This window comes from Plantactinospora sp. BC1 (assembly GCF_003030345.1).
Classification (GTDB): Bacteria; Actinomycetota; Actinomycetes; order Mycobacteriales; family Micromonosporaceae; genus Plantactinospora.
In genome coordinates this window covers 1,511,775-1,533,707 of sequence record NZ_CP028158.1, presented here as the reverse complement: position 1 = coordinate 1,533,707, position 21,933 = coordinate 1,511,775, and the positions used below count along the sequence as shown (strand labels likewise).

23 protein-coding genes are annotated in these 21,933 nt (G+C 72.0%); 15 read left to right on the top strand and 8 right to left on the bottom strand.

The annotated features are described in order from the left end of the window. Positions 1–3 precede the first annotated feature (3 nt). The 6 genes from pcaH to C6361_RS06460 are packed head-to-tail and all read left to right on the top strand — an operon-like array spanning position 4 to position 4,813. On the top strand, positions 4–813 hold the full coding sequence (gene pcaH, locus C6361_RS06485; RefSeq protein WP_107267110.1) for a protocatechuate 3,4-dioxygenase subunit beta: 810 nt from the start codon (positions 4–6) through the stop codon (positions 811–813). After that, positions 806–1,471 (top strand): protocatechuate 3,4-dioxygenase subunit alpha, encoded by a 666-nt coding sequence (gene pcaG / locus C6361_RS06480; protein ID WP_107267109.1) that lies wholly within the window; start codon positions 806–808, stop codon positions 1,469–1,471. The genes pcaH and pcaG overlap by 8 nt, the downstream gene beginning before the upstream one ends. Then, on the top strand, positions 1,446–2,834 hold the full coding sequence (gene pcaB / locus C6361_RS06475) for a 3-carboxy-cis,cis-muconate cycloisomerase (RefSeq protein ID WP_107267108.1): 1,389 nt from the start codon (positions 1,446–1,448) through the stop codon (positions 2,832–2,834). Before pcaG ends, pcaB begins: the two co-directional genes overlap by 26 nt. Beyond that, positions 2,831–3,649 (top strand): 3-oxoadipate enol-lactonase, encoded by an 819-nt coding sequence (pcaD, locus tag C6361_RS06470; protein ID WP_107267107.1) that lies wholly within the window; start codon positions 2,831–2,833, stop codon positions 3,647–3,649. The genes pcaB and pcaD overlap by 4 nt, the downstream gene beginning before the upstream one ends. Continuing rightward, positions 3,642–4,022, top strand: coding sequence for a 4-carboxymuconolactone decarboxylase (gene pcaC / locus C6361_RS06465; RefSeq protein WP_107267106.1), 381 nt, complete (start codon positions 3,642–3,644; stop codon positions 4,020–4,022). The genes pcaD and pcaC overlap by 8 nt, the downstream gene beginning before the upstream one ends. Beyond that, a complete protein-coding gene (locus C6361_RS06460) occupies positions 4,019–4,813 on the top strand; it encodes an IclR family transcriptional regulator (protein ID WP_234359369.1) in 795 nt (264 codons plus the stop codon). Before pcaC ends, C6361_RS06460 begins: the two co-directional genes overlap by 4 nt. A gap of 54 nt (positions 4,814–4,867) precedes the next feature. On the opposite strand, the gene C6361_RS06455 is transcribed toward C6361_RS06460, so the two are convergent. After that, positions 4,868–5,476, bottom strand: a complete 609-nt coding sequence (locus C6361_RS06455) for a DUF1349 domain-containing protein (RefSeq protein WP_107267105.1) — start codon at positions 5,474–5,476, stop codon at positions 4,868–4,870. Positions 5,477–5,673: 197 nt separating this feature from the next. Here C6361_RS06455 and C6361_RS06450 point away from each other — a divergent pair, with 197 nt between their 5' ends. Next, positions 5,674–6,969, top strand: coding sequence for an Ig-like domain-containing protein (locus C6361_RS06450; protein WP_107267104.1), 1,296 nt, complete (start codon positions 5,674–5,676; stop codon positions 6,967–6,969). Between the two features lie 135 nt (positions 6,970–7,104). Here C6361_RS06450 and C6361_RS06445 read toward each other — a convergent pair whose 3' ends face one another. After that, positions 7,105–7,452: an Lsr2 family protein gene (locus C6361_RS06445; RefSeq protein ID WP_107256318.1), complete on the bottom strand. Its 348-nt coding sequence runs from the start codon at positions 7,450–7,452 to the stop codon at positions 7,105–7,107. A gap of 283 nt (positions 7,453–7,735) precedes the next feature. Next, a complete protein-coding gene (locus C6361_RS06440) occupies positions 7,736–8,719 on the bottom strand; it encodes a LacI family DNA-binding transcriptional regulator (protein WP_107256316.1) in 984 nt (327 codons plus the stop codon). Positions 8,720–9,126: 407 nt separating this feature from the next. On the opposite strand from C6361_RS06440, the gene C6361_RS06435 reads away from it, so the two are divergent. The 7 genes from C6361_RS06435 to C6361_RS38965 all read left to right on the top strand — a co-directional run bounded on the left by C6361_RS06435 (position 9,127) and on the right by C6361_RS38965 (position 17,348). After that, positions 9,127–10,071, top strand: coding sequence for an ABC transporter substrate-binding protein (locus tag C6361_RS06435; RefSeq protein ID WP_234359572.1), 945 nt, complete (start codon positions 9,127–9,129; stop codon positions 10,069–10,071). Positions 10,072–10,116: 45 nt separating this feature from the next. Beyond that, a complete protein-coding gene (locus C6361_RS06430; RefSeq protein ID WP_199853271.1) occupies positions 10,117–11,715 on the top strand; it encodes a sugar ABC transporter ATP-binding protein in 1,599 nt (532 codons plus the stop codon). Then, a complete protein-coding gene (locus tag C6361_RS06425; RefSeq protein WP_107256312.1) occupies positions 11,715–12,770 on the top strand; it encodes an ABC transporter permease in 1,056 nt (351 codons plus the stop codon). Before C6361_RS06430 ends, C6361_RS06425 begins: the two co-directional genes overlap by 1 nt. Then, complete coding sequence (gene yjfF / locus C6361_RS06420) at positions 12,767–13,765, top strand: galactofuranose ABC transporter, permease protein YjfF (protein WP_199853270.1); 999 nt, start codon at positions 12,767–12,769, stop codon at positions 13,763–13,765. Before C6361_RS06425 ends, yjfF begins: the two co-directional genes overlap by 4 nt. A 188-nt stretch (positions 13,766–13,953) precedes the next feature. After that, the gene (araB, locus tag C6361_RS06415) at positions 13,954–15,621 is read left to right on the top strand and encodes a ribulokinase (RefSeq protein ID WP_107267103.1); all 1,668 of its coding nucleotides are present in this window, start codon (positions 13,954–13,956) and stop codon (positions 15,619–15,621) included. Beyond that, complete coding sequence (locus tag C6361_RS06410) at positions 15,618–16,304, top strand: L-ribulose-5-phosphate 4-epimerase (protein ID WP_107256308.1); 687 nt, start codon at positions 15,618–15,620, stop codon at positions 16,302–16,304. The genes araB and C6361_RS06410 overlap by 4 nt, the downstream gene beginning before the upstream one ends. Before the next feature lie 225 nt (positions 16,305–16,529). Then, positions 16,530–17,348, top strand: a complete 819-nt coding sequence (locus tag C6361_RS38965; RefSeq protein WP_159079213.1) for a 4'-phosphopantetheinyl transferase superfamily protein — start codon at positions 16,530–16,532, stop codon at positions 17,346–17,348. 49 nt (positions 17,349–17,397) lie between these two features. On the opposite strand, the gene C6361_RS06400 is transcribed toward C6361_RS38965, so the two are convergent. The 5 genes from C6361_RS06400 to C6361_RS06380 form a co-directional block, all read right to left on the bottom strand. Beyond that, entirely contained in the window at positions 17,398–17,943 is a 546-nt protein-coding gene (locus tag C6361_RS06400; protein ID WP_107267101.1) for a YceI family protein, read from the bottom strand. Between the two features lie 176 nt (positions 17,944–18,119). Beyond that, positions 18,120–18,899, bottom strand: a complete 780-nt coding sequence (locus C6361_RS06395) for an LLM class flavin-dependent oxidoreductase (RefSeq protein ID WP_107267100.1) — start codon at positions 18,897–18,899, stop codon at positions 18,120–18,122. Between the two features lie 128 nt (positions 18,900–19,027). Further along, positions 19,028–19,339, bottom strand: coding sequence for a hypothetical protein (locus C6361_RS06390; protein ID WP_107256301.1), 312 nt, complete (start codon positions 19,337–19,339; stop codon positions 19,028–19,030). Between the two features lie 107 nt (positions 19,340–19,446). Beyond that, positions 19,447–20,526 (bottom strand): LacI family DNA-binding transcriptional regulator, encoded by a 1,080-nt coding sequence (locus C6361_RS06385; RefSeq protein WP_107256300.1) that lies wholly within the window; start codon positions 20,524–20,526, stop codon positions 19,447–19,449. A gap of 320 nt (positions 20,527–20,846) precedes the next feature. Then, the gene (locus C6361_RS06380) at positions 20,847–21,299 is read right to left on the bottom strand and encodes a hypothetical protein (protein WP_234359368.1); all 453 of its coding nucleotides are present in this window, start codon (positions 21,297–21,299) and stop codon (positions 20,847–20,849) included. Between the two features lie 105 nt (positions 21,300–21,404). Here C6361_RS06380 and C6361_RS06375 point away from each other — a divergent pair, with 105 nt between their 5' ends. Next, positions 21,405–21,920, top strand: a complete 516-nt coding sequence (locus tag C6361_RS06375) for a GNAT family N-acetyltransferase (RefSeq protein ID WP_107267099.1) — start codon at positions 21,405–21,407, stop codon at positions 21,918–21,920. The last annotated feature ends 13 nt before the right edge of the window (positions 21,921–21,933 follow it).

The following is a 21,933-nucleotide window of genomic DNA, read 5'->3' as shown; positions in this document are numbered from 1 at the left end:
GCCATGACCACCGAGCACATCCGTTCCGCGGACCCCGACCTGCCGACCGTCGACGCGGCGACCGGCAGCACCGCCGGCCCGACCCGCGCCGGCCGGCTGGTGCTGCCCCGCTACCGGCACGACGACCCGGACACCCACCCGCCGCTGCTCTTCCCCGACTACGGCTCCACCAACCTGCGCGCCCCGAAGCAGCCGCTGGCCCTGTTGCCGCAGCGGCTGACCGAGGTCACCGGGCCGCTGCTCGGGGAGGGCCGGCTCGGCGACCTGGACCACGACCTGACCCGGCAGCACGCCGGGGAGCCGCTCGGCCAGCGGATCATCGTGCACGGCCGGGTGCTGGACGGCAACGGCCGGCCGGTGCCGAACACCCTGGTGGAGATCTGGCAGCCGAACGCGGCCGGGCGGTACCGGCACGCGGTCGACAACTGGCCGGCACCGCTCGACCCGAACTTCACCGGGGTGGGCCGGACCCTGACCGACGCCGACGGCCACTACCGGTTCGTCACCGTGCAACCGGGCGCCTACCCCTGGCGGAACCACCCCAACGCCTGGCGGCCGGCGCACATCCACTTCTCCCTCTTCGGCCAGGCGTTCACCCAGCGGCTCGTCACCCAGATGTACTTCCCCGGCGATCCGCTCTTCTTCCAGGACCCGGTCTTCAACTCGGTCCGTGACCCGCTGGCCCGGGAGCGGCTGATCTCCCGCTACGACCACTCGGTGACCGAGCCGGAGTGGGCGCTCGGCTTCGAGTTCGACCTGGTACTGCGCGGCCGGGAGGCCACCCCCTTCGAGGACGGCGAGGACGATGACTGAGCGGCACACCGACCTGAGCCCGACCTTCGGTACCGGCCCGGCCGTCGACACCTCCGCCGAGCCGGCCGCCACGGCGGCGCTGGCCCCGACGCCGCCGCTCGGCTCGACGCCCGCGCAGACGGTCGGGCCGTACCTGCACATCGGCCTGCTCTGGCCGGACGGCCCGGACGTGGTGCCGGACGGGACCCCCGGGGCGATCTGGATCCGCGGCCAGATCTTCGACGGCGCCGGTGAGGCGGTGCCGGACGCGCTGGTGGAGACCTGGCAGGCGGATCCGGACGGCCGGTTCGACCATCCGGACGACCCCCGGGGCGCCCGCCCGCCGTCGGTACCCGGATTCCGTGGCTTCGGCCGCAGCGCCACCGACCCCGACGGCCGGTACGAGATCCGTACCCTCAGGCCCGGTGCCCTGCCCGGCCCGGACGGTGAGACCGAGGCACCGCACCTGAACCTGTCGATCTTCGCGCGCGGCCTGCTGCACCGGCTGGTGACCCGGCTCTACTTCCCGGACGAGGAGGCGGCGAACGCCGCCGACCCGGTGCTCGGCTCGATCGACCCGGCCCGCCGCGCCACCCTGGTGGCCCGGCCGGCCCCGGACGGCTTCCGCTTCGACATCCACCTACAGGGCCCGGATGAAACCGTCTTCTTCGCGGTCTGAGCAGGCGGCCGCGCCCGGCGCCGGGCTGCTCACCGGGCTCTCCGGCGCGGCCGAGGTGGACGCCGAACTCACCGACCGGGCACTGCTGACCGCGCTGCTCGACGTGGAGCGGGCGCTCGCCGAGGCGGGCGCCGACTGCGGCGTGCTGCCGGCGCCGGCCGCCGAGGCGATCGCCGGGCAGTGCCATCCCGACCGGTTCGACCTCGCCGCGCTCGCCGAGGGCGCCGACGCCGCCGGCAACCCGGTGGTGCCGCTGGTCCGCCAGCTCACCGAGGCGGTACCGGCCGCCGCCCGGCCCTGGGTGCACCACGGCGCCACCAGCCAGGACGTGCTGGACAGCGCGTTGGTGCTGGTCGCCGGCCGGGCCGGTGAGCCGCTGCTGCGCCAGCTCGACACCGCACTCGCCGCCGCCGCCGGGCTCGCCGAGCGACACCGGGACACCGTGACGCTGGCCCGTACCCTCGGCCAGGCGGCCGCACCCACCACCTTCGGGCTGAAGGCCGCCGGCTGGCTGCTCGCCCTGCTGGACGCCCGGACCCGACTCGCCGCCGCCCGGTCCGCGCTGCCGGCACAGCTCGGCGGGGCGGTCGGCACCCTGGCCGCGCTCGGCCCGGCCGGGCCGGAGGTGGCCGCCCGGTTCGCCGCCCGGCTCGGCCTCGCCGCGCCCACGCTGCCCTGGCACACCCGGCGGCAGCCGCTGCTCGACCTGGCCGCCGCGCTCGGCAGCCTGCTCGCGGCCGCCGGCAAGATCGGCCTGGACGTCGGGCTGCTCGCCCAGACCGAGGTGGCCGAGGTCGCCGAGGGCGGCGGTCCGGGCCGGGGCGGCTCATCGGCGATGCCGCACAAACGCAACCCGGTGGACGCCGTGCTGCTCGGCGCGGCCGCCCGGCGCGGGCCGCACCTGGTCGGCACGCTCTTCGCCGCCGCCGTGCAGGAGCACGAACGGGCCACCGGCGGCTGGCACGCCGAGTGGGAACCGCTGCTCGACCTGCTCCGGCTGGCCGGCGGGGCGGCCAGCCGGATCGCCCGGCTGCTCTCCCGGCTCGACGTACGCCCGGAGCGGATGCGGCACAACCTCGACGCGCTCGGCGGCCGGGTACTCGCCGAGGCGGTCGCCGCCCGACTCGCCCCGGCGCTCGGCCGGGCCGACGCGCACGACGTGCTGACCCGGGCGGCCGCCGCACCCGACTTCCGGGCCGCACTCCTGGCCGACCCGGCGGTACGGGCCCGGCTCGGCGAGCCGGAGCTGGACCGGGCGCTCGATCCGGCCAACTGGCTCGGCTCGGCCGGCACCTTCGTCGACCGGGCGCTGCGGGAGTACCGGGCGTCCGGGGCGTACCCGAACACGGAGAAGCCGAGATGACCTCCCGGCTGCACGCCTGCGTCGACGGGCCGGCCGACGCGCCGGTGCTGGTACTCGGCAGTTCGCTCGGCACCTCCGGGGCGATGTGGCAGCCGCAGCTGCCCGCGCTGACCCGGCGGTACCGGATGGTCCGGTACGACCACCTCGGGCACGGTGACTCCGACGTGCCGGCCGGCCCGTACTCGATCGCGGATCTCGGGCACGCCGTGCTCCGGCTGCTGGACGACCTCGACGTGCCCCGGGTCTCGTACGCCGGGCTCTCCCTCGGCGGGATGGTCGGGATGTGGCTGGCCGTCAACGCCGCCGACCGGATCGACCGGTTGGTGCTGCTCTGCACCTCGGCCCGGCTCGGTCCGGCGCAGGGCTGGCGGGACCGGGCCGCCGCCACCCGGGCCGGCGGGGTCGAGGCGGTCGCCGAGCCGGTGCTGCGGCGGTGGTTCACCGAGGGCTTCGCGGCGAGCCGGCCGGAGGTGGTCGCCGAGTACCGGTCGATGCTCACCGCCACCCCACCCGAGGGGTACGCCGGCTGTTGCGAGGCGATCGCCGGGATGGACCTGCGGGACGACCTGGCCCGGATCACCGCACCGACGCTGGTGATCGCGGGCGCGAACGATCCGGCGATCCCGATCGAGGACGTCCGGCTGCTTGTCGACCGGATTCCCGGCGCCGGGCTGCGGGTGGTCGGCGACGCCGCCCATCTGGCCAGTGTGGAGCAGCCGGACCGGGTCGCCGGGCTGCTCCTGGCACACCTCGAAGACCCGACCGGGGGCGGGCGGCCGGAACGGAGCGGGTGGAGGGAGTCGGTGGATGGATGACCGGGAGCGGCACGCGGCCGGCATGGCGGTCCGGCGCGAGGTGCTCGGCGACGCGCACGTGGACCGCGCCGTCGCCGGCACCGACGAGTTCACGGCGGACTTCCAGGACCTGATCACCAGGTACGCCTGGGGCGAGATCTGGACCCGGCCGGGGCTGGACCGGCGTACCCGCAGTTGCATCACGCTGGCGGTGCTCGCCACCCTGCACCACGACGAGGAGCTGGCGATGCACGTCCGGGCGGCGCTGCGCAACGGGCTGACCCCGGACGAGGTCCGGGAGGTTCTGCTCCAGGTGAGCGTCTACGCTGGCGTTCCAGCGGCGAACCGGGCGTTCAAGGTCGCCCAGGAGACACTGCGGCAGGAGGACGGGTGACCGAGGTGACCGAGGAGACGCCCCGGACCGGTGAGTTCGTCCAGTCGTTGGAGCGGGGACTCGCGGTCATCCGGGCGTTCGACGCCGATCATCCGCAGTTGACGCTCAGCGAGGTGGCCCGGGCGACCGGACTGACCCGGGCGGCGGCCCGGCGGTTCCTGCTCACCCTGGTCGAGCTGGGTTACATGCGTACCGACGGGCGGCTCTTCTCGCTGCGCGCCCGGATCCTCGAACTCGGCTACGCCTACCTGTCCAGCCTGAGCCTGCCCGAGGTCGCCCAGCCGCACATGGAGAGCCTGGTCGCCGAGGTACACGAGTCCTGCTCGATGTCGGTACTCGACGGTGACGAGGTGGTCTACGTCGCGCGGGTACCGACCAAACGGATCATGACGGTGGCGATCAGCGTCGGCACCCGGTTCCCGGCGTACGCCACCTCGATGGGACGGGTGCTGCTGGCCGCCCAGCCGACCGACTGGCTCGACAACTACCTCGACACCGCCGAGCTGCGTCCGCTGACCCGGCGTACGGTCACCGATCCGGCGCGGTTGCGGACCATCCTGAACCGGATCTGCAACCAGGGCTACGCGATCGTCGACCAGGAACTGGAGGAGGGGCTGCGGTCCCTGGCGGCGCCGATCCGGGACGCCGACGGCGCGGTGATCGCCGCGCTGAACGTCTCCGCACACGCCAGCCGGGGCAGCTCCGAGGTGATCCGCAAGGAACTGCTGCCGCCACTGCTCGGCACCGCGAAGCGGATCGAGGAGGACCTGCGCGGCGGCCAGCTACGCTAGCGGCGATCTTCCCGGACCTGGTTCGAGCCGTCCGGGAAGGACGGCCGGGCGGAGCTACCGGCCGTCCCGCAGGTCGGCCAGGCGGGTGGCGGAGAAGCTGATCCGGTCGAACCAGACCGGGCAGCCGGCGCCGGTCGGCGACTGCGCCGAGAGGCCGAACCGGAGCGGTGTCGCGGTCGGGTCGAGCCGGAAGTGCCGGACGAACTCCCACCACGTCCCGTCGGTGCTGGCGTGGAAGGCCCAGGCCGGCCCGATCCGGGAGATCCGCAGCCAGAGCGGGGCGGCGTCGGCGACCACGAACCCGTTGGCGTCGTCGGAGACGTCGCGGGTGATCACCGAGACCACCATCGCGGTGCCCTGCGGTGAGTGCTCGTAGGCGAGCTTGGCCCAGTGCCGGGGGCCGGCGTGGAGCAGCAGGCTGCCGGCGTCGTAGGTGCCGGCGAAGCCGACCCGGACCCGGGCCGAGAACTGGAAGTCGCCCTCGGGTGCGGCGGTCAACAACCGGGGGGCGGAGAGCACCGGCTCGCCGCCGGCCGGGTCCACGAAGAGGTCACTCTGGGCCGGTGCGCTGACGGTGAGCGCGGTGACGTCGTCGCGGGCCCAGTCGGCCGGCGCGACCTCCCAGTCCAGGGGTGTCGGCAGGCCGAGATCGATCTGTTGCATCCGAGCAGGATGCCAGAAACCACCGCCTCCCGGGGTACCGGCAGGCCCGGGATCGGGAAAAACCGCCGGTGTCGGCGGGGTTTACCCCTTGGTTGAGCGGCGATTCCGGGGGTAATGGCGGTTCTCGCCGCGCTGCGGCGTGACCATCCAGGGCGAAAGCCTTGCGAGCGGGAGCGGAGGAATGGGGTGGGGGGAGCATGGTGATGAGGCGTCGAGCGGTGTTGTTGGTGATGCTCGTGATGACCGCCATACCACTGGTTCTGGCGGGCTGCACGGGCAATCCGCTTGAGCGGGTCGGTCGGCCGGCACCGCCACCACCGAAGCTGACGATTACCCCCGCAGCGGATAGCCGGGATCTGCCGACCAGTGTCGAGATCGGTACGGCGGTGACGGACGGGAAGGTCGCCGACGTGGTGGTGACGGATGCCAACGGCGTCCGGGTCGATGGCGCGATGCGTGCGGATGGTACGAGCTGGATGCCGAGCAAGGCGTTGGCGAACAAGCAGACCTATACCGCCGAGGTAACCGCGAAGAATGACGCCGGGAAGGTGGTCACCCAGAAGACGACCTTCAGCACCATGGACAAACCGGCTAAGCGGACCGTGAGCAACCTTAATCTGCAGAGTGACCAGACCTACGGGGTGGCGATGCCGATAACGGTTTCATTCGCCTCCGACATCCCGAAGGACGCCCGCGCCGGGATCCAGCGACGGCTGCTGGTCAGCACCGACCCGCCGCAGCCGGGTGTCTGGTCGTGGGACGAGAACGGCCGACAGGTCTCCTACCGTGCTCCCGACTTCTGGCGTCCGGGTACCACGATCAGTGTCCGGGCCGCCCTGGACGGCGTACCGATGGGTGAGGGCAGCTTCGGTGACACCGACCGCACCGGCACCGCGAAGATCGGTAACCGGGTCTTCCTGGAGATCGACAACGCCACCAAGCAGATGTCGGTGTTCAAGGACGACGTGCTGGTCAAGAAGATCCCGGTCAGCCTCGGCAAGAGCAGCACCCCGACGTCGAGCGGCAAGATGGTGATCATGGAGAAGCACGAGTCGACGGTCTTCGACACCACGGGCTCCCCGGACCCCTACGTGGTCACCGTCTTCAACGCGCAGCGGTTGACCTGGGGCGGCGAGTTCATCCACGCGGCGCCCTGGTCCGTCGGGGAGCAGGGGGAGCGGAACGTCTCGCACGGCTGCACGAACGTGTCGGACGCGAACTCGGAGTGGTTGATGGAGACCACCAGGATCGGCGACCTGGTGACGATCAAGGGCACCGAGGTCACCCTCGACCAGGGCAACGGCTGGACCGCCTGGAACGTGAGCTGGGACGAGTTCGTCAAGGGCAGCGCCCTGCCGGTGCCCGCCGACGTCAGGCCGGCCTCACCGGCGCCGGGTGCACCGGCGAGCGGCGGACCACCGGCCGCCGAGAAGCGGCCGGCCGACAAGCCCGCCGCCCCGCCGACGCCGTCGTCGAGCAGCGGCGGCCGGTAGCCCGGCGGCCCGGCACGCGGGTGCCACCGGCGACGCTCTCGCCGGTGGCACCTGGTGTTACGGCGGGGGGTGGGCGACCATTCCGGCCCGCGCCCCGGCCGGGAATCGGCAGGTCCCGGCCCGTGCCCGGCCCGCTCACCGGCTGTTGTACGCCTGCACCACCGACGACGGAATGCGACCCCGCTCGGAAACCTCGTAGCCGTTCTGCACGGCCCATTCCCGGATGGCGCGGTTCAGGTCGCGGTCACTTCGGGTCGGGCTCGTGGTGCCGCCGCGCCGGACCGACCGACGGCTTTCCACCTGGCCGCGCCCGACCCGGCTGCCCGCGTGGATGTAAACATCGAGCGCCTTGCGGAGCTTGCCGGCGTTCTTATCCGACAGGTCAATCGTGTAGTTGACGCCGTCCAGGCCGAACTCGACAGTGCGGTCGGCCTCGCCGCCGTCGAGGTCGTCGGTCAGAAGTGTGATTACCTGCTTCGCCATGGTCGATTACTCCTCGTGAACATTTATTGCTAGGAGTCGAGTTTGACTGATCGCATGCCAATTCTGCAAGACATTGGATATTTCTCGCGCGTCGGCGGCGCCCGCCGGGACTTCACTTCTGGCGTCGACGCGCGCGGTATCCCCACCGGAGTAAGGCTTCCGTGGTATGCCGGCGTGGCGCCGCCACGGCAGGGTGGACGGGTGTCATTCTGGGCGTGGCGCGCTATCGGCGATTAATCCGGCCCCCGCATTTCGGGCGCGGGTCCCCGGCCCGGTGCGCCGCTCAGCCGGGTGCCGGTCCGGAACTCGTCCGGGCGACGAAGCGGGGAGTCAACGAGACCCGCCGGTTGGTCCGACCGCCGCTTTCGAGTTGCTCGATCAGCAGATCCAGACTGCGTCGGCCCAGTTCGGCGAAGTCCTGCCGGACCGTGGTCAGCGGCGGCAGGAAGTAGCCCGACTCCGGTACGTCGTCGAAGCCCACCACGCTGACCTCGTCCGGTACCCGACGCCCGGCCTCGTGCAGGGCCCGCAGCGCGCCGAGTGCGATCTGGTCGTTGCCGCAGAAGATGGCGGTCACGGTCGGGTCGGCGGCGAGCAGCCGGCCGTGCTCGTAACCCGCCCGGGCGCTCCAGTCGCCGGGCCGGGGCGCCGGCACCGGGGCGCCGGCCGCGTGCAGCGCCTCCCGCCAGCCCTCGATCCGGTCCCGCGCCTCCGGCCAGTCCGGTGGGCCGGCGATGTGCTGCACGGTGGTGTGCCCGAGTTCGAGCAGGTGCCGGGTCGCCATCGCGGCGCCGGTGGAGTTGTCGATGCAGACCGTCGGTACGTGCTCGCCGCCGCCGCCGACCCCGACCACCGCCAGTCCGGCCGGCGCCTGGGCCAGGGCGGTTCCCACACTGCTCTGCGGGGCGATCGCGACGATCCCCTCCACGGACTGCTCGCAGAGCCGGTCGACCGCGTCCAGCACCGACTCCCGGTCCAGCGCGCGTACGCTCGCCACGCTGACGAAGTAGCCGGCGGCCCGGGCGGCCTGTTCGAGACCGTACAGAGTGGAGGCCGGGCCGAAGAGCGTGGTCTCGTAGGCGATCAGTCCCAGGGTGCGGGACCGGCGGGTGACCAGGGTGCGGGCCGCGGAGTTGCGCCGGTAGTTCAGCGCCCGCATCGCGGCGAGCACCCGGTCGCGGGTCTCCGGCCGGACGTTCGGGTGGTCGTTGAGCACCCGGGAGACGGTCTGGTGGGAGACCCCGGCCAGGCGTGCGACGTCGCGCATCACGGAGCCCCGGGTCCGGGGTACCGGGACGCCGGGCTGGTCACCGGCGTCGATACGGTCAGCTGTCAACAGCCGCTCCTTCGTCTCGGCCGGCCGCCTGGCGTGCAGGTCCGCCGACTTCCAGCATCACGGATCCATACCGTCGCCGGAAGTACCTCTTGACGGCCGGCATGAGAACGTTAACACTCACGAAACAGGAAGCCCTGTGGATCGTCCGGCGTGCCCAGAAGGTCGGCGTTCTCCGTGGCAGACTGGGCCGAATCCAGGAATCTCCGGCATCGCGCCAGCGGCGCAGCGGGGTACTGGTCGGCCTTGCGTGTGAACGGTAACTACGACAGACAACGATGTTCCCAGGCGAGGAGGAAACGGTGCTGAAAAAGATCTCCGCCGTTGTACTCGGCGGACTGATGGTGACCGCGTTGGCCGCCTGCGGAGGCGACGGCGGCGAGGGCAGCGGCTCCGGAAACGACGATGGCAAGATCACGCTGGGCTTCGCGCAGGTGGGTGCCGAGAGCGGCTGGCGTACCGCTAACACCAAGTCCATCCAGGACTCGGCGAAGGAGGCCGGCATCGACCTCCAGTTCTCCGACGCGCAGCAGAAGCAGGAGAACCAGATCAAGGCCATCCGGAACTACATCACCCAGAAGGTCGACGTGATCGCCTTCTCCCCGGTGGTGGAGTCCGGTTGGGACACGGTGCTCCGCGAGGCCAAGGACGCCAAGATCCCGGTGATCCTGACCGACCGGGCGATCGACTCCCCGGACAAGACGCTGTACAAGACCTTCATCGGGTCCGACTTCGTGCTTGAGGGGAAGAAGGCCGGTGAGTGGCTGGTCACCGAGTACCAGGGCAAGAGCGAGCCGGTGAACATCGTGGAGCTGCAGGGCAGCACGGGTTCGGCGCCGGCCAACGACCGTAAGGCCGGCTTCGCGGACGTCATCAAGGCGGACCCGAAGTTCAAGGTGATCGCCTCGCAGACCGGCGAGTTCACCCGGGCCAAGGGCAAGGAGGTGATGGACGCCTTCCTCAAGGCCCACAAGGACATCGACGTGCTCTACGCGCACAACGACGACATGGGGCTCGGTGCGATCGAGGCGATCGAGGGCGCCGGCAAGAAACCGGGCGTCGACATCAAGATCATCACGGTCGACGCGGTGAAGGACGGCATGCAGGCGCTCGCCGACGGCAAAATCAACTTCATCGTCGAGTGCAGCCCGCTGCTCGGCCCACAGCTGATGGACCTGGTGAAGAAGGTCGTCGCCGGTGAGACGGTGCCGGAGCGGGTGATCACTGAGGAGACCACGTTCAACCAGGAGCAGGCCAAGGCCGCGCTGCCGAACCGGCAGTACTGACCGAGGATCCCGCACCCGAACGACGCGACGGACGGAGGAGGGCGGATGGAGACGTCGGGGCAGCCCCGGGCGATCCTGACCATGACCGGCATCGGCAAGCGGTTCCCCGGCGTACGGGCACTCGACGAGGTCGACTTCCGGCTCTTCCCCGGCGAGGTGCACGCCCTGATGGGCGAGAACGGCGCCGGGAAGTCGACGCTGATCAAGGTGCTGACCGGGGTGTACGACGTGGACGAGGGCGAGATAGTCCTCGACGGCACCCCGGTCCGCTTCGCCGGCCCGTTGCAGGCGCAGCAGGCCGGGGTCAGCACCGTCTACCAGGAGGTCAACCTCTGCGCCAACCTCTCCGTCGCGGAGAACATCTACATCGGCCGGGAACCGCGCCGCTTCGGCGCCATCCACTGGGCGGAGCTGCGGCGCCGGTCCCGGCAACTGCTCGACGGGCTGGGGCTGGACGTCGACGTCTCGGCCCCGCTCGGCAGCCTCTCCCTGGCGGTGCAGCAGATGGTCGCGATCGCCCGGGCCATCGACATCTCCGCCAAGGTGCTCATCCTGGACGAGCCGACCTCCAGCCTGGACGCCGACGAGGTCGGGCAGCTCTTCCGGGTGATGCGCCAACTCAAGCAGGAGGGCATGGCGATCCTCTTCGTCAGCCACTTCCTCGACCAGGTCTACGAGATCTCCGACCGGATGACCGTGCTGCGCAACGGTCGGCGGGTCGGGGAGTACGCCACCCGGGAGCTGAGCCAGCTCGACCTGGTCAGCGCGATGATCGGCAAGGAACTCGCGGTGCTGGAGGAACTGGAGGAGCAGCCCCGGCGCTCCCTGGCCACCCTGGAGCGGGGGCAGCCGGTGGTCGAGGCGGCCGGGCTCGGCCGGGGCGGCGCGGTCGCCCCGTTCAGCCTCACCATCCACCGGGGCGAGGTCGTCGGGCTGGCCGGGCTGCTCGGCTCGGGGCGTACCGAGATCGCCCGGCTGCTCTTCGGCGCGGACCGGGCCGACGCCGGAGAGCTGCGGGTGGACGGCGAGCCGGTGGTGATGCGCGGCCCGCGCAGCGCGATGGACCGGGACATCGCCTTCTGCTCCGAGAACCGCCGCACCGAGGGGCTGGTCGCGGAACTCACCGTCCGGGAGAACATCATCCTGGCCCTACAGGCCGCCCGGGGCTGGTCCCGACCGCTGCCCCGGCGCCGCCAGGACGAGCTGGTCGACAAGTACGTCAAGGCGCTGCGCATCGTGCCGGCCAACCCGGAGGCGCTGGTCGGCCAGCTCAGCGGCGGCAACCAGCAGAAGGTGCTGCTGGCCCGCTGGCTGATCACCGAACCCCGGCTGCTGATCCTGGACGAGCCGACCCGGGGGATCGACGTCGGCGCCAAGGCGGAGATCCAGCGCCTGGTGGTCACGCTCTCCGACGGCGGGATGGCGGTGCTCTTCATCTCCGCCGAGCTGGAGGAGGTGCTCCGGCTCAGCCACAAGATCGCCGTACTCCGGGACCGGCGGATGGTCGACGAACTCGCCAACGACGACGAGGTGACCGCCGAGCGGATCATGGCGATCATCGCGAGTGGACACGGTTCGGCGCCACCCGACGCGGCTGGCCAACCGCACGACACGGACGCGGTCGTCGTCCGGGAGGAGGTGTGATGGCCGGCCTCGTACGGCACCGGTTCTTCTGGCCGGTGCTGACCCTGGTGGTACTGCTGGTCAGCAACCTGTTCTTCACCCCCGACTTCTTCGCCGTCGACGTCCGGCAGGGGCACCTCTACGGCAGCCTGATCGACATCGTGCGGTTCGGGGCGCCGCTGATCCTGGTCTCGCTCGGCATGACCCTGGTGATCGCCACCGGCGGCATCGACCTCTCGGTCGGTTCGGTCGTGGCCATCTGCGGCGCGCTGGCCTGCCTGCGGATCAGCGAGCTGGGTGACCAGAACAGCGTGCTCGGGGTACTGATGGCGGTGGGACTCGCCCTCGGGCTGGCCCTGCTGCTCGGCGCCTGGAACGGCCTGCTGGTCGCCCAGTTCGGCATCCAGCCGATCATCGCCACCCTGATCCTGATGGTCGCCGGCCGAGGGCTGGCCCAGCTCATCACCGACGGGCAGATCATCACGGTCAACAGTTCGCCGTACAAGCTGATCGGCGGCGGCTACTGGCTGACCGTGCCGTTCTCGATCCTGGTCGCGCTGCTGGTCTTCGGGCTCGCGCTGCTGCTGACCCGGCGTACCGCACTCGGCCTGCTGATCGAGTCGGTGGGCGGCAACGCCGAGGCGAGCCGGCTGGCCGGCATCCACGCCCGGCGGATCATCTTCACCGGGTACGTCTTCGCCGCCTTCTGCGCCGGGGTCGCCGGACTGATGATCAGTTCCAACGTCTCCAGCGCGGACGGCAACAACGCCGGCCTCTGGATCGAGCTGGACGCCATCCTGGCGGTGGTGATCGGCGGTACGTCGCTGGCCGGCGGTCGCTTCTCCCTCGGCGGTACGGTGCTCGGCGCCCTGATCATCCAGACCCTCACCACCACCATCTACAGCATCGGCATCCCGCCGGAGACCACGCTGCTGTTCAAGGCGCTGGTCGTGACGATCGTCTGCCTGCTCCAGTCGCCGGCCTTCCGGGCCAAGGTCTTCGGCCGCCGCCGGAAACCGCCGTTGCCGCCCGCTCCGGAGCGCGAGCGCCAGCCGAAGGTGGAGGTGCCGGCATGACCGCCGTCCCCGGTACGGTCGCGAACGGGCGGGGCCGGATGCTGCGCCCGCAGCAGAAGTACCTGCCGATCTTCGCCACTCTCGCCCTGCTGGTCCTGATGTACAGCGCCGGGGTGCTGCGCTACGACGGCTTCTCCGACACCCAGGTGGTGCTGAACGTCTTCGTCGACAACGCCTTCCTGCTGGTGGTCGCGGTCGGCATGACGTTCGTGATCCTGACCGGCGGCATCGACCTCTCGGTCGGTTCGGTGGTCGCGCTGACCACCATGCTCTCCGCCTCGCTGCTGGAGGAGCGGGGCTGGTCGCCATACCTGGTGCTGCCGCTGGTGCTGCTGATCGGTGCCCTGCTCGGCTTCGCGATGGGCTGCATCATCCACTACTTCGAGATCCAGCCCTTCATCGTCACGCTCGCCGGGATGTTCCTGGCCCGGGGTCTCTGCTACACGATCAGCACCTCGTCGATCACCATCGACGACCCGTTCTGGACCTCGATCGCGCAGCAGCGGATCCGGTTCGGCGGCTTCTTCATCTCGACCAGCGTGGTCATCGCGCTGGTGGTGGTGGCGATCGGGATCTACGTGCTCGGCTACACCCGGCTGGGTCGCAACACGTACGCGATCGGCGGGAACCCGCAGTCGGCGCTGCTGATGGGGCTGCCGGTGGGGCGTACCCGGATCGCGGTCTACACGATCAGCGGGTTCTGCTCGGCGCTCGGCGGGCTGCTGCTCAGCTTCTACATGCTCTCCGGCAACAACGGGCACGCGGTCGGCCTGGAACTCGACGCGATCGCCGCCGTGGTGATCGGCGGCACGCTGCTGACCGGCGGCTCGGGTTACCTGGTCGGCACCGTGCTCGGGGTGCTGGTGCTCGGGCTCATCCAGACGATCGTCACCTTCCAGGGCGATCTCAGCTCCTGGTGGACCAGGATCGTGATCGGCGTGTTGCTCTTCGTGTTCATCGTGCTGCAACGCGTCGTGACCCGACGACAGACGTAGGCGGTGACCCGCCGGCCCGGGGCCGGGCGACGATGCCGGCCGGGACACCCCGGGGTTGGTGATAGCGCTAACACCGTGGTTGGCTGGCGGGTGGCGGAGGCGCCGACGGGTGCCGCCGCGAGCCGGTTCACCGGGTACGGGTGGTGGAGCCGGCGAGGGAGAACAGGGAACGTCCAGGAGGGACACGAGTGAGCGCTAACGGTGCGGACCGGTACGTGGTGGGCGTCGACTTCGGCACGCTCTCCGGCCGGGCGGTGGTGGTCCGGGTGTCGGACGGCGCCGAACTCGGCTCGGCGGTGCACGAGTACCAGCACGGGGTGATCGACGACCGGCTGCCGGAGACCGGGGCCGAACTCCCCGGCGGCTGGGCGTTGCAGATGCCGGAGGACTGGCGTTCGGTGCTGCGCGAGGCGGTGCCCAAGGCGCTCTCCGCCGCCTCGGTACCGCCCGACGCGGTGATCGGGATCGGCACCGACTTCACCGCCTGCACCGTGCTGCCCACCCTCGCCGACGGCACCCCGCTGAACGAGGTCCCCGGGCTCGCCGACCGGCCGCACGCGTACCCGAAGCTGTGGAAGCACCACGCCGCACAGCGGCACGCCGACCGGATCAACGAGCTGGCCGAGCAGCGCGGCGAGTCGTGGCTGCCCCGGTACGGCGGACGGATCTCCGCCGAGTGGCAGTTCGCCAAGGCGCTCCAGGTGCTCACCGAGGACCCCGAGGTCTACGCCCGGACCGAGCGGTGGATCGAGGCGGCCGACTGGATCATCTGGCAGCTCTGCGGCGAGGAGACCCGCAACGTCTGCACCGCCGGTTACAAGGGCATCCACCAGGACGGGCAGTACCCGTCCCGGGACTACCTGGCCGCGCTGCACCCCGACTTCGCCGACTTCGTCGAGACCCGGCTCGCCCACCCGCTCGCCCCGCTCGGCGGGCTCGCCGGCCGGCTCACCCCGGAGGCGGCGGCCGTGACCGGGCTGCCCGCCGGGATCGCGGTCGCGGTCGGCAACGTCGACGCGCACGTCACCGCCGCCGCCGCGAACGCCGTGGAGCCCGGCCAGCTACTGGCGATCATGGGTACCTCGACCTGTCACGTGATGGTCGCCGACACCCTGGCCGAGGTGCCCGGAATGTGCGGCGTGGTCCGGGACGGCATCGTGCCCGGCCGGCTCGGCTACGAGGCCGGGCAGAGCGGCGTCGGGGACATCTTCGGCTGGTTCGTCGAGCACTGCGTACCGGCCGGCTACGCCGAGGAGGCGGCCCGGCGGGGGATCGGGGTGCACGAGTACCTCACCGAGCTGGCCGCCGCGCAGCGCCCCGGCCAGCACGGGTTGGTCGCCCTCGACTGGCACAACGGCAACCGCTCGGTGCTGGTCGACCACGACCTCTCCGGGGTGATCGTCGGGCAGACCCTGGCCACCCGGCCGGAGGACCAGTACCGGGCCCTGATCGAGGCGACCGCCTTCGGCACCCGGACCATCGTCGCCGCCTTCGAGAACGCCGGCGTGCCGGTGACCGAGTTCATCGCCGCCGGTGGCCTGCTCAAGAACACCTTCCTGATGCAGGTCTACGCCGACGTGCTGCGCCGGCCGCTCTCGGTGATCGACTCCGACCAGGGGCCCGCGCTCGGCTCGGCGATCCACGCGGCGGTGGCCGCCGGGGCGTACCCGGACATCACCGCCGCGGCCAACGCGATGGGCAAGGTCCGGCGGGGCGTCTACCAGCCCGACCCGGCCAGCGCCGACGTGTACGACCGGCTCTACGCCGAGTACGAGCGACTGCACGACTACTTCGGCCGGGGCGGCAACGACGTACTGCACCGGCTGCACGCACTACGCGAGGAGGCGCGCCGATGACCAGCGGCGAACTCACCGGCACGGTCAGCGAGACGGTCGCCCGGATCCGTCAGGAGGTGTGCCGGCTGCACGAGCAGCTCACCCGCTGGGAGCTGGTCACCTGGACCAGCGGCAACGTCAGCGCCCGGGTGCCCGGCGCCGACCTGATGGTGATCAAGCCCAGCGGGGTGTCGTACGACGACCTCACCCCGGAGTCGATGGTGGTGACGACCCTGGACGGGGAGGTCGTGGACGGCAACCACTCGCCGTCCAGCGACACCGACGCGCACGCGTACGTCTACCGGCACATGCCGCAGGTCAACGGCGTCGTGCACACGCACAGCCCGTACGCCACCGCGTGGGCGGCCCGGGACGAGGCGATCCCCTGCGTGCTCACCGCCATGGCCGACGAGTTCGGCGGGGAGATCCCGGTCGGCCCGTTCGCGCTGATCGGCGGCGACGACATCGGCAAGGGGATCGTCGCCACCCTGGAGGGGCACCGCTCACCGGCGGTGCTGATGCGCAACCACGGTGTCTTCACCATCGGGGCCAGCGCCAAGGCGGCGGTGAAGGCGGCGGTGATGTGCGAGGACGTCGCGCGTACCGTGCACATCGCCCGGACCGGCGGCCCGCTGGTGCCGATCGAGCCCCGGCACATCGACGCCCTCTACGAGCGCTACCAGGGGGTCTACGGCCAGCGCTGACCTCCGGACCGCCGAGCGGGCGCCGCAGACCGGACGGGTCGACGCCGCAGGCGGGGCGGGTCGACGGCGCAGGCCGGGCGGGTCGACGGCGCAGGCCGGGCGGGTCGACGGCGGCAGGGCTGCGGGCTGGTGCGCCGGCCGCGCGGCTGGCATGCTCGCGCCAGAATGTTCTCACGGCGGGCGGGTCCGTGCCCGCCGTCCATCCGCGACCCCTGGTGGTGCCTGTTGACCGGATCCCGCCGCCCGCCCGCCGACCTGCCCGAGGCGGTCCCCCCGACGCCTGCCGCAGCGGGCGGGCCGGTGCCGCCGGCGCCGGGCGAGTGCCAGGTGTGGCGGCTGCCGATCGGTCCGGCGCACTGGGCCGGACCCGACGTGCTCGACGACGAGGAGCGGCAGCGGCACGCCCGGTTCCGGCGGGTCGCCGACCAGGAGCGCTACCAGGCCGCCCACGTCGGGGTACGGATGCTGCTCGGGCACTACCTCGGGGTACCGGCCGGGCAGCTCAGCTTCTCCCGGCACTGCCGGCACTGCGGCGCCGGGCACGGCAAGCCGGTGGTCGACCGGCCCGCCACCAAGCTCGACTTCTCGCTCACCCACTCCGGGGAGTGGGTGGCCGTGGCGGTGGCGGCCGACCCGGTCGGCCTGGACGTGCAGGAGTTGACCGACGGCACCGACGTGGCCGCGTTGAGCCGGAGCGTGCTGTCGCCGGCCGAGCTGCGCTGGTGGGAGGAGCAGCCGGCCGAGTCGGCCCGACGGGCGTTCTTCGGGTACTGGGCGCGCAAGGAGGCGCTGCTGAAGGCGACCGGACACGGCCTGGCCGTGCCGATGAACCGGATCACGCTGACGCCGCCGGACGAGCCGGCCCGGCTCGTCGACTGGGCCGCCGGGAACCCCCTCGACGGCCCGGTGCAACTGCACGACCTCGACGCCGGCCCGGACTACACCGCCGCCGTCGCGGTCCTCTCCAGCCTGCCGGTCCGGATCAGCCTGGCGGAGTTCCCGGCGACGCTGGCTCCCGGCCGTCCGATGCCCGAACCGGCCTGAACCCCGACCGGCCGGGCGGAGTGCGGCCGGGCGCCGCCCGCTCGCACTCTCAACGGCGGGTCGCGACGATCTCCAGCGTCAGCCGGATCAGCCGGCCCGTCATCCCCCGGGCCCTGGTCAGCCCGAAGGCGTACCGGTCGATGGTGGTGCCGGCCCGGGCGCTGAGTTCCGCCGTACCACCGGCCACCCGTTCGACGTCGAGCGTCACCGGCCGGGTGACGGTGCGTACCGTCAACTGCCCGTGCAGGGTCCCGCCGGCACCGGAGGGTACGAACCGCTCGCCCCGGAACCGCAGGTAGGGATGACCGGCCGCGTCCAGGTAGTCGGCCGAGCGGACGTGGGAGTCCCGGGGACCGAGCCCGCTGTCGAAGCTGTCCGCGAGCACCTCCGCCTCGGCCGTGGACTCCTCGACCGGGGTGGCCACCGTGATCGTGCCGCTGCCGATCCGGAAGGTGCCGCGTACCGGTAGCAGCCCGAAGACCGCCCGGGTGTCGAACCGGATCACCGACCGTTCCGGGTCGATGGTGTAGGTGCCGGTCGGCACGTCCTGCCCGGGATCGCTCCCCGGCTGTTCCGCTCTGTTGGTCACGGTCATGGCCGCTCCGTCTCCTCCGTCGCTGGACGACACCGGTCTCCGCGCACCGGTTCACCATAGGTCGACGCCGCCGCCCGGACCTCCGGCTCCGGCGTCCCCGGCCGCCGAACTCCCCGCCGAGCCGGAGCGGGCGGACCCGGGACCGGCCCGGGTAACGGCCGGGGTCAGGGTCAGGGTCAGGCCGGCGGACCCGCCTCGATCTGCCGGCGCAACCGGGCCAGCCAGTCACCGTCCGGGGTCTCCGGACCGACCACCAACCAGGTGACCCCGGCGGCGGCGTACTCGTCGACCGGCACCGCCGGATCGTGTGGCACCACGATCTCCCGGTCCGGCCCGACCGTGGCGCGTACCTCGGCGACCTGGGCCGGGGTCAGCCCGCCGACCGCGTCCCGGCCGAGCGCGAACACCCCGTCGTACCGGGCGGCCCGGTCCAGGGGACGCCGGTGCGGCCAGGTCGCGGCGACCCAGATCGGCGGCCGGGGCCGCTGCACCGTACCCGGCCCGAGCCGGGCCCGGACCCGGAAGAGCGGACCGTCGTGCGCCACCTCGTCGCCGCGCAGCAGCCCGTCCAGCACCACCAGCGCCTCGTCCAGCGCGGCCGCCCTGACCCGAGGGTCGGCCGATTCGCCGAATCCGGTGAAGTCGGTCTCCGGGACGCCGAGACCGACCCCGACCACGGCCCGGCCGGCGCTGAGCTGGTCGAGCGTGATCACCTCCTTGGCCACCTTCCACGGCCGTCGCCGGGCCAGCGGGGTGACCATCGCGCCGAGCCGGACCCGCCCGGTGGCGGCGCCGATCGCACCGAGCAGGACCCAGGGGTCGTGCATCGGCATGCCGTCGGCACCGAGGTGGTCCCAGAGGAAGAAGCCGTGCCAGCCCGTCCGGTCGGCCGCGACCGCGGCGTCGATCAGGTCGGCCGGCGATCCGGCCGGCGGGAGGGATATCGCGTACCGCATGCCAGCATGTCTACCGGCCCCGGTCGATCCTGTCTGTCCCGTCCCGCCCGCTCATCAGGGATCGGGGTAGCCCGCGCCGGTCGACCGCCCGGAGTGTCGGTCCGGCTCCCGCGCCGACCTGCCGGTGTTCAGAGACCGAAGACGTCCTCCTCGGCGCCCTGCCGGACACCGTCGACGAAGCCACGGAACGCCGGATCGTCCCGGTCGGCGGTCACGCTCGTCACCTGTTCCCCGGTCGCCTCGGCGACCGCGTCGACCAGCGGGGGATAGGTGAGGTCGACCTCGGCGAGTTCGTCGTCGTCGGCCTCGGCGAGGTTGATCACGTCCTGGAGCTGGTCTGCGTCGGTCTCCGGATCGCCGGCCCAGGTCTCGCCGAGGTTGAAGCACTCGTCGTACAGCGCGCGCTGGTCCTCGGTCCAGTCGTCATCGTAGTTCCTCACGCCGTACTCCCTTCCCCGCCGACCATCTGAGCATGCCCCGAGAGATGCGGGAGGGTCGCCTGTTATCGCTATTTGCCCGTCGGACCGCGCTGGGGGCGCTGGCGGGATTACCCGCGATCGGCCTGGGTAACCATCTCGGTCCGGATGCCCGCGCGGGCGGCGCCGAGCGAGGCGACCGGGCCGGTCGACTCCCGGACGACGAGCCGGCAGGGCTGCCGGATCACCCCGGCGGCCCGTTCGCCGTCGAGCGCGGCGAAGAGCTGCTTGACCGCGGTCGCGCCGAGCTGTTGCAGGTTGAGGTCCACGGTGGTCAGTGGCGGCCGGCAGTCGGCGGCGAAGACCTCCCAGTTGTCGTAGCCGACGATCGCGACGTCGTCCGGGATCCGCCGGCCGAGGTCGAGCAGGGTCTCGGCGACCCCGGTGGCGATCTGGTCGTTGCCGCAGAAGACGGCGTCGATCTCCGGATCGGCGGTGAGCAGCATCCGGCCGGCGTGCCGGCCCCAGCGCTGGGACCATTCGCCGTACAGCGGGTCGCCGCCGGCCAGCGGCAGCCCGGCCTCGGCCAGTACCGAGTGCAGGCCGGTCACCCGGTCACGGGCGGCGCGGTAGGTCTCCGGGCCGGTGATGTGCCCGATCCGGCGCCGGCCGAGCGCGACCAGGTGCTCGACGGCCAGCCGCGCGCCACCGGCGTCGTCGGCGAGCACCGAGAGGTCGTTCGGGTCGTCGGACTCGCCGTAGACGTAGACGACCGGGACCGGGATGTCCCGGGTCAGCGAGGGGCGGATGTCGTTCGAGTCGCCCAGGATGATGAAGCCGTCCACCTGGCGGGCCAGCAGCGTACGGATGTAGTGCCGGCGCCGGATGACGTCCCCACGGGCATCGCAGAGCAGTACGCACATCTGCTCGTTGCCGAGCGCGTTCTCGATGCCGAGCAGCACCGGGAAGGCGAAGCGTTCGCCGAGTTCGTCGGTGAGCAGCCCGATCGTCCGGGTACGCCCCGAGATCAGTCCCTTGGCCAGGGCGTTGGGGTGGAAGGAGAGTTCCTCGGCCGCCTCCAGGACCCGGCGACGGGTGGCCGGCGCAACCTCGTCCCGCGCGTTCAGCGCCTTGGAGGCGGTGGCCACCGAGACCCCGGCCCGCCGTGCCACGTCGGTCAGGGTCACTGATTGAGAGCGTTGTCTGACCACCGAAATCCTTTCGGACCGTCTTTCGAGAAGGCCGAGCCACCGAGATTCTAGTCTAGGCCGACTACGCCGTAATTTGCCCCTTCGCGGGGAACGGTGGGTACTCGCACAACCCGGTCGCTATCCTCCGAAAAGGTTTTCGGAATCCCGGTCTGCGTCGGCTGCGCCACCGCACCCGGGAACGAGCCGGGTTCCGGGCACGATAGCCGGGCGCCTGCCCGCCCGAACGCGGATCTGCGGGCGCGGCCGCGCCGCTTGGGTATGGACGCCAAGAACCGAGCGGTGCCCGGCGAGCGGGGTGTGCGGCGTCGGGGCCCGGCGGCTCAGCTCGCCGCGGCCGCCTGCTGGTTCCACATCGTGATCACCACGCCGACCACGAAGACCTGCACCGGCAACGGCAGCCCGGGCAGGTCGGCGGCGACGTCGCCGCGCCAGAAGCTGATCCGCTTCACCGAGCCGACCCGACGCCCGCCAGCGTGCAGTTCCTGCTCGGTGCCGAAGAGCGAGGCGCGCTGGAAGTGGTACGTCTGCCCGGCGGCCTCGACCGTCCACCGCTTGCGGCCGACCCGGTCCGCCGAGGCGACGGCCCCGCCCGCCCCGTCGAGCAGGGTGTAGCGGGTTCCCCAGGCGTTGCCGCGTACCTGGTATCGCTGGCCGTCCAGCTCGAAGTCGCCGCCGCTGCGCCAGAAGGCGTCGTCCCAGGTCGTCACGACCCGGTCCCGGACGCTGATCTCGTAGCGGCTGCGCCACGCGCTCACCCTGCGGGCCTTCAACACCCCGCCAGGTTAACCGGGCTCGGCAAGGCGGCCCCGCCGGGTGCACCGGGGGGCGGCCATGGCGCGGGGAGAGCGTCGGACGGGGCTGGCTGGAAGAATCTGACCATGATCCGGATCCGACCCGCCGGTGTGGACGACGGGGTCGCGCTCGCCGAGGCGTACGTGGCCAACCGGCAATTCCTGGCCCCCTGGGAACCCGTACGCCCGGAGAGCTTCTTCACTCCCGCCGGACAGCGTGCCCGGCTCCGACAGGCGACCCTGGAACGGGAGAACGGCACCGGCTACGGCTGCGTGATCGAACTCGACGGGCAGATCTGCGGCACCGTCACGCTCTCGGCGATCCTGCGCGGGCCGGCCCAGTCGGCGAACCTCGGCTACTGGGTCGCCGAGTCCGTCAACGGGCGCGGCGTCGCGACCCGGGCGGTGGGCCTGATCCTCGACGTCGCCTTCGGTGAACTGGACCTGCACCAGGTGATGGCCGGCACCCTGCTGCACAACACGGGGTCACAGCGGGTACTCGGGCGCAACGGGTTCGACCGGATCGGCGTCGCCCGGGAATACGTCGAGATCGCGGGGCGGTGGCAGGACCACATCCTCTTCCAACGCCTGTCCGACCGCTGACCGCCCGGGGGCG

Bases quoted from the DNA above. Each gene is read 5' to 3' on its own strand.
- pcaG (WP_107267109.1), top strand. From the start codon at position 806: ATGACTGAGCGGCACACCGACCTGAGCCCGACCTTCGGTACCGGCCCG.
- C6361_RS06400 (WP_107267101.1), bottom strand. From the start codon at position 17,943: ATGACCGTGACCAACAGAGCGGAACAGCCGGGGAGCGATCCCGGGCAG.
- C6361_RS06440 (WP_107256316.1), bottom strand. From the start codon at position 8,719: ATGCGCGACGTCGCACGCCTGGCCGGGGTCTCCCACCAGACCGTCTCC.
- pcaH (WP_107267110.1), top strand. From the start codon at position 4: ATGACCACCGAGCACATCCGTTCCGCGGACCCCGACCTGCCGACCGTC.
- C6361_RS06455 (WP_107267105.1), bottom strand. From the start codon at position 5,476: ATGCAACAGATCGATCTCGGCCTGCCGACACCCCTGGACTGGGAGGTC.
- pcaD (WP_107267107.1), top strand. From the start codon at position 2,831: ATGACCTCCCGGCTGCACGCCTGCGTCGACGGGCCGGCCGACGCGCCG.
- C6361_RS06450 (WP_107267104.1), top strand. From the start codon at position 5,674: ATGGTGATGAGGCGTCGAGCGGTGTTGTTGGTGATGCTCGTGATGACC.
- pcaC (WP_107267106.1), top strand. From the start codon at position 3,642: ATGGATGACCGGGAGCGGCACGCGGCCGGCATGGCGGTCCGGCGCGAG.
- C6361_RS06445 (WP_107256318.1), bottom strand. From the start codon at position 7,452: ATGGCGAAGCAGGTAATCACACTTCTGACCGACGACCTCGACGGCGGC.
- C6361_RS06425 (WP_107256312.1), top strand. From the start codon at position 11,715: ATGGCCGGCCTCGTACGGCACCGGTTCTTCTGGCCGGTGCTGACCCTG.
- C6361_RS06375 (WP_107267099.1), top strand. From the start codon at position 21,405: ATGATCCGGATCCGACCCGCCGGTGTGGACGACGGGGTCGCGCTCGCC.
- pcaB (WP_107267108.1), top strand. From the start codon at position 1,446: ATGAAACCGTCTTCTTCGCGGTCTGAGCAGGCGGCCGCGCCCGGCGCC.
- C6361_RS06430 (WP_199853271.1), top strand. From the start codon at position 10,117: ATGGAGACGTCGGGGCAGCCCCGGGCGATCCTGACCATGACCGGCATC.
- C6361_RS06410 (WP_107256308.1), top strand. From the start codon at position 15,618: ATGACCAGCGGCGAACTCACCGGCACGGTCAGCGAGACGGTCGCCCGG.
- yjfF (WP_199853270.1), top strand. From the start codon at position 12,767: ATGACCGCCGTCCCCGGTACGGTCGCGAACGGGCGGGGCCGGATGCTG.
- C6361_RS06435 (WP_234359572.1), top strand. From the start codon at position 9,127: ATGGTGACCGCGTTGGCCGCCTGCGGAGGCGACGGCGGCGAGGGCAGC.
- C6361_RS06395 (WP_107267100.1), bottom strand. From the start codon at position 18,899: ATGCGGTACGCGATATCCCTCCCGCCGGCCGGATCGCCGGCCGACCTG.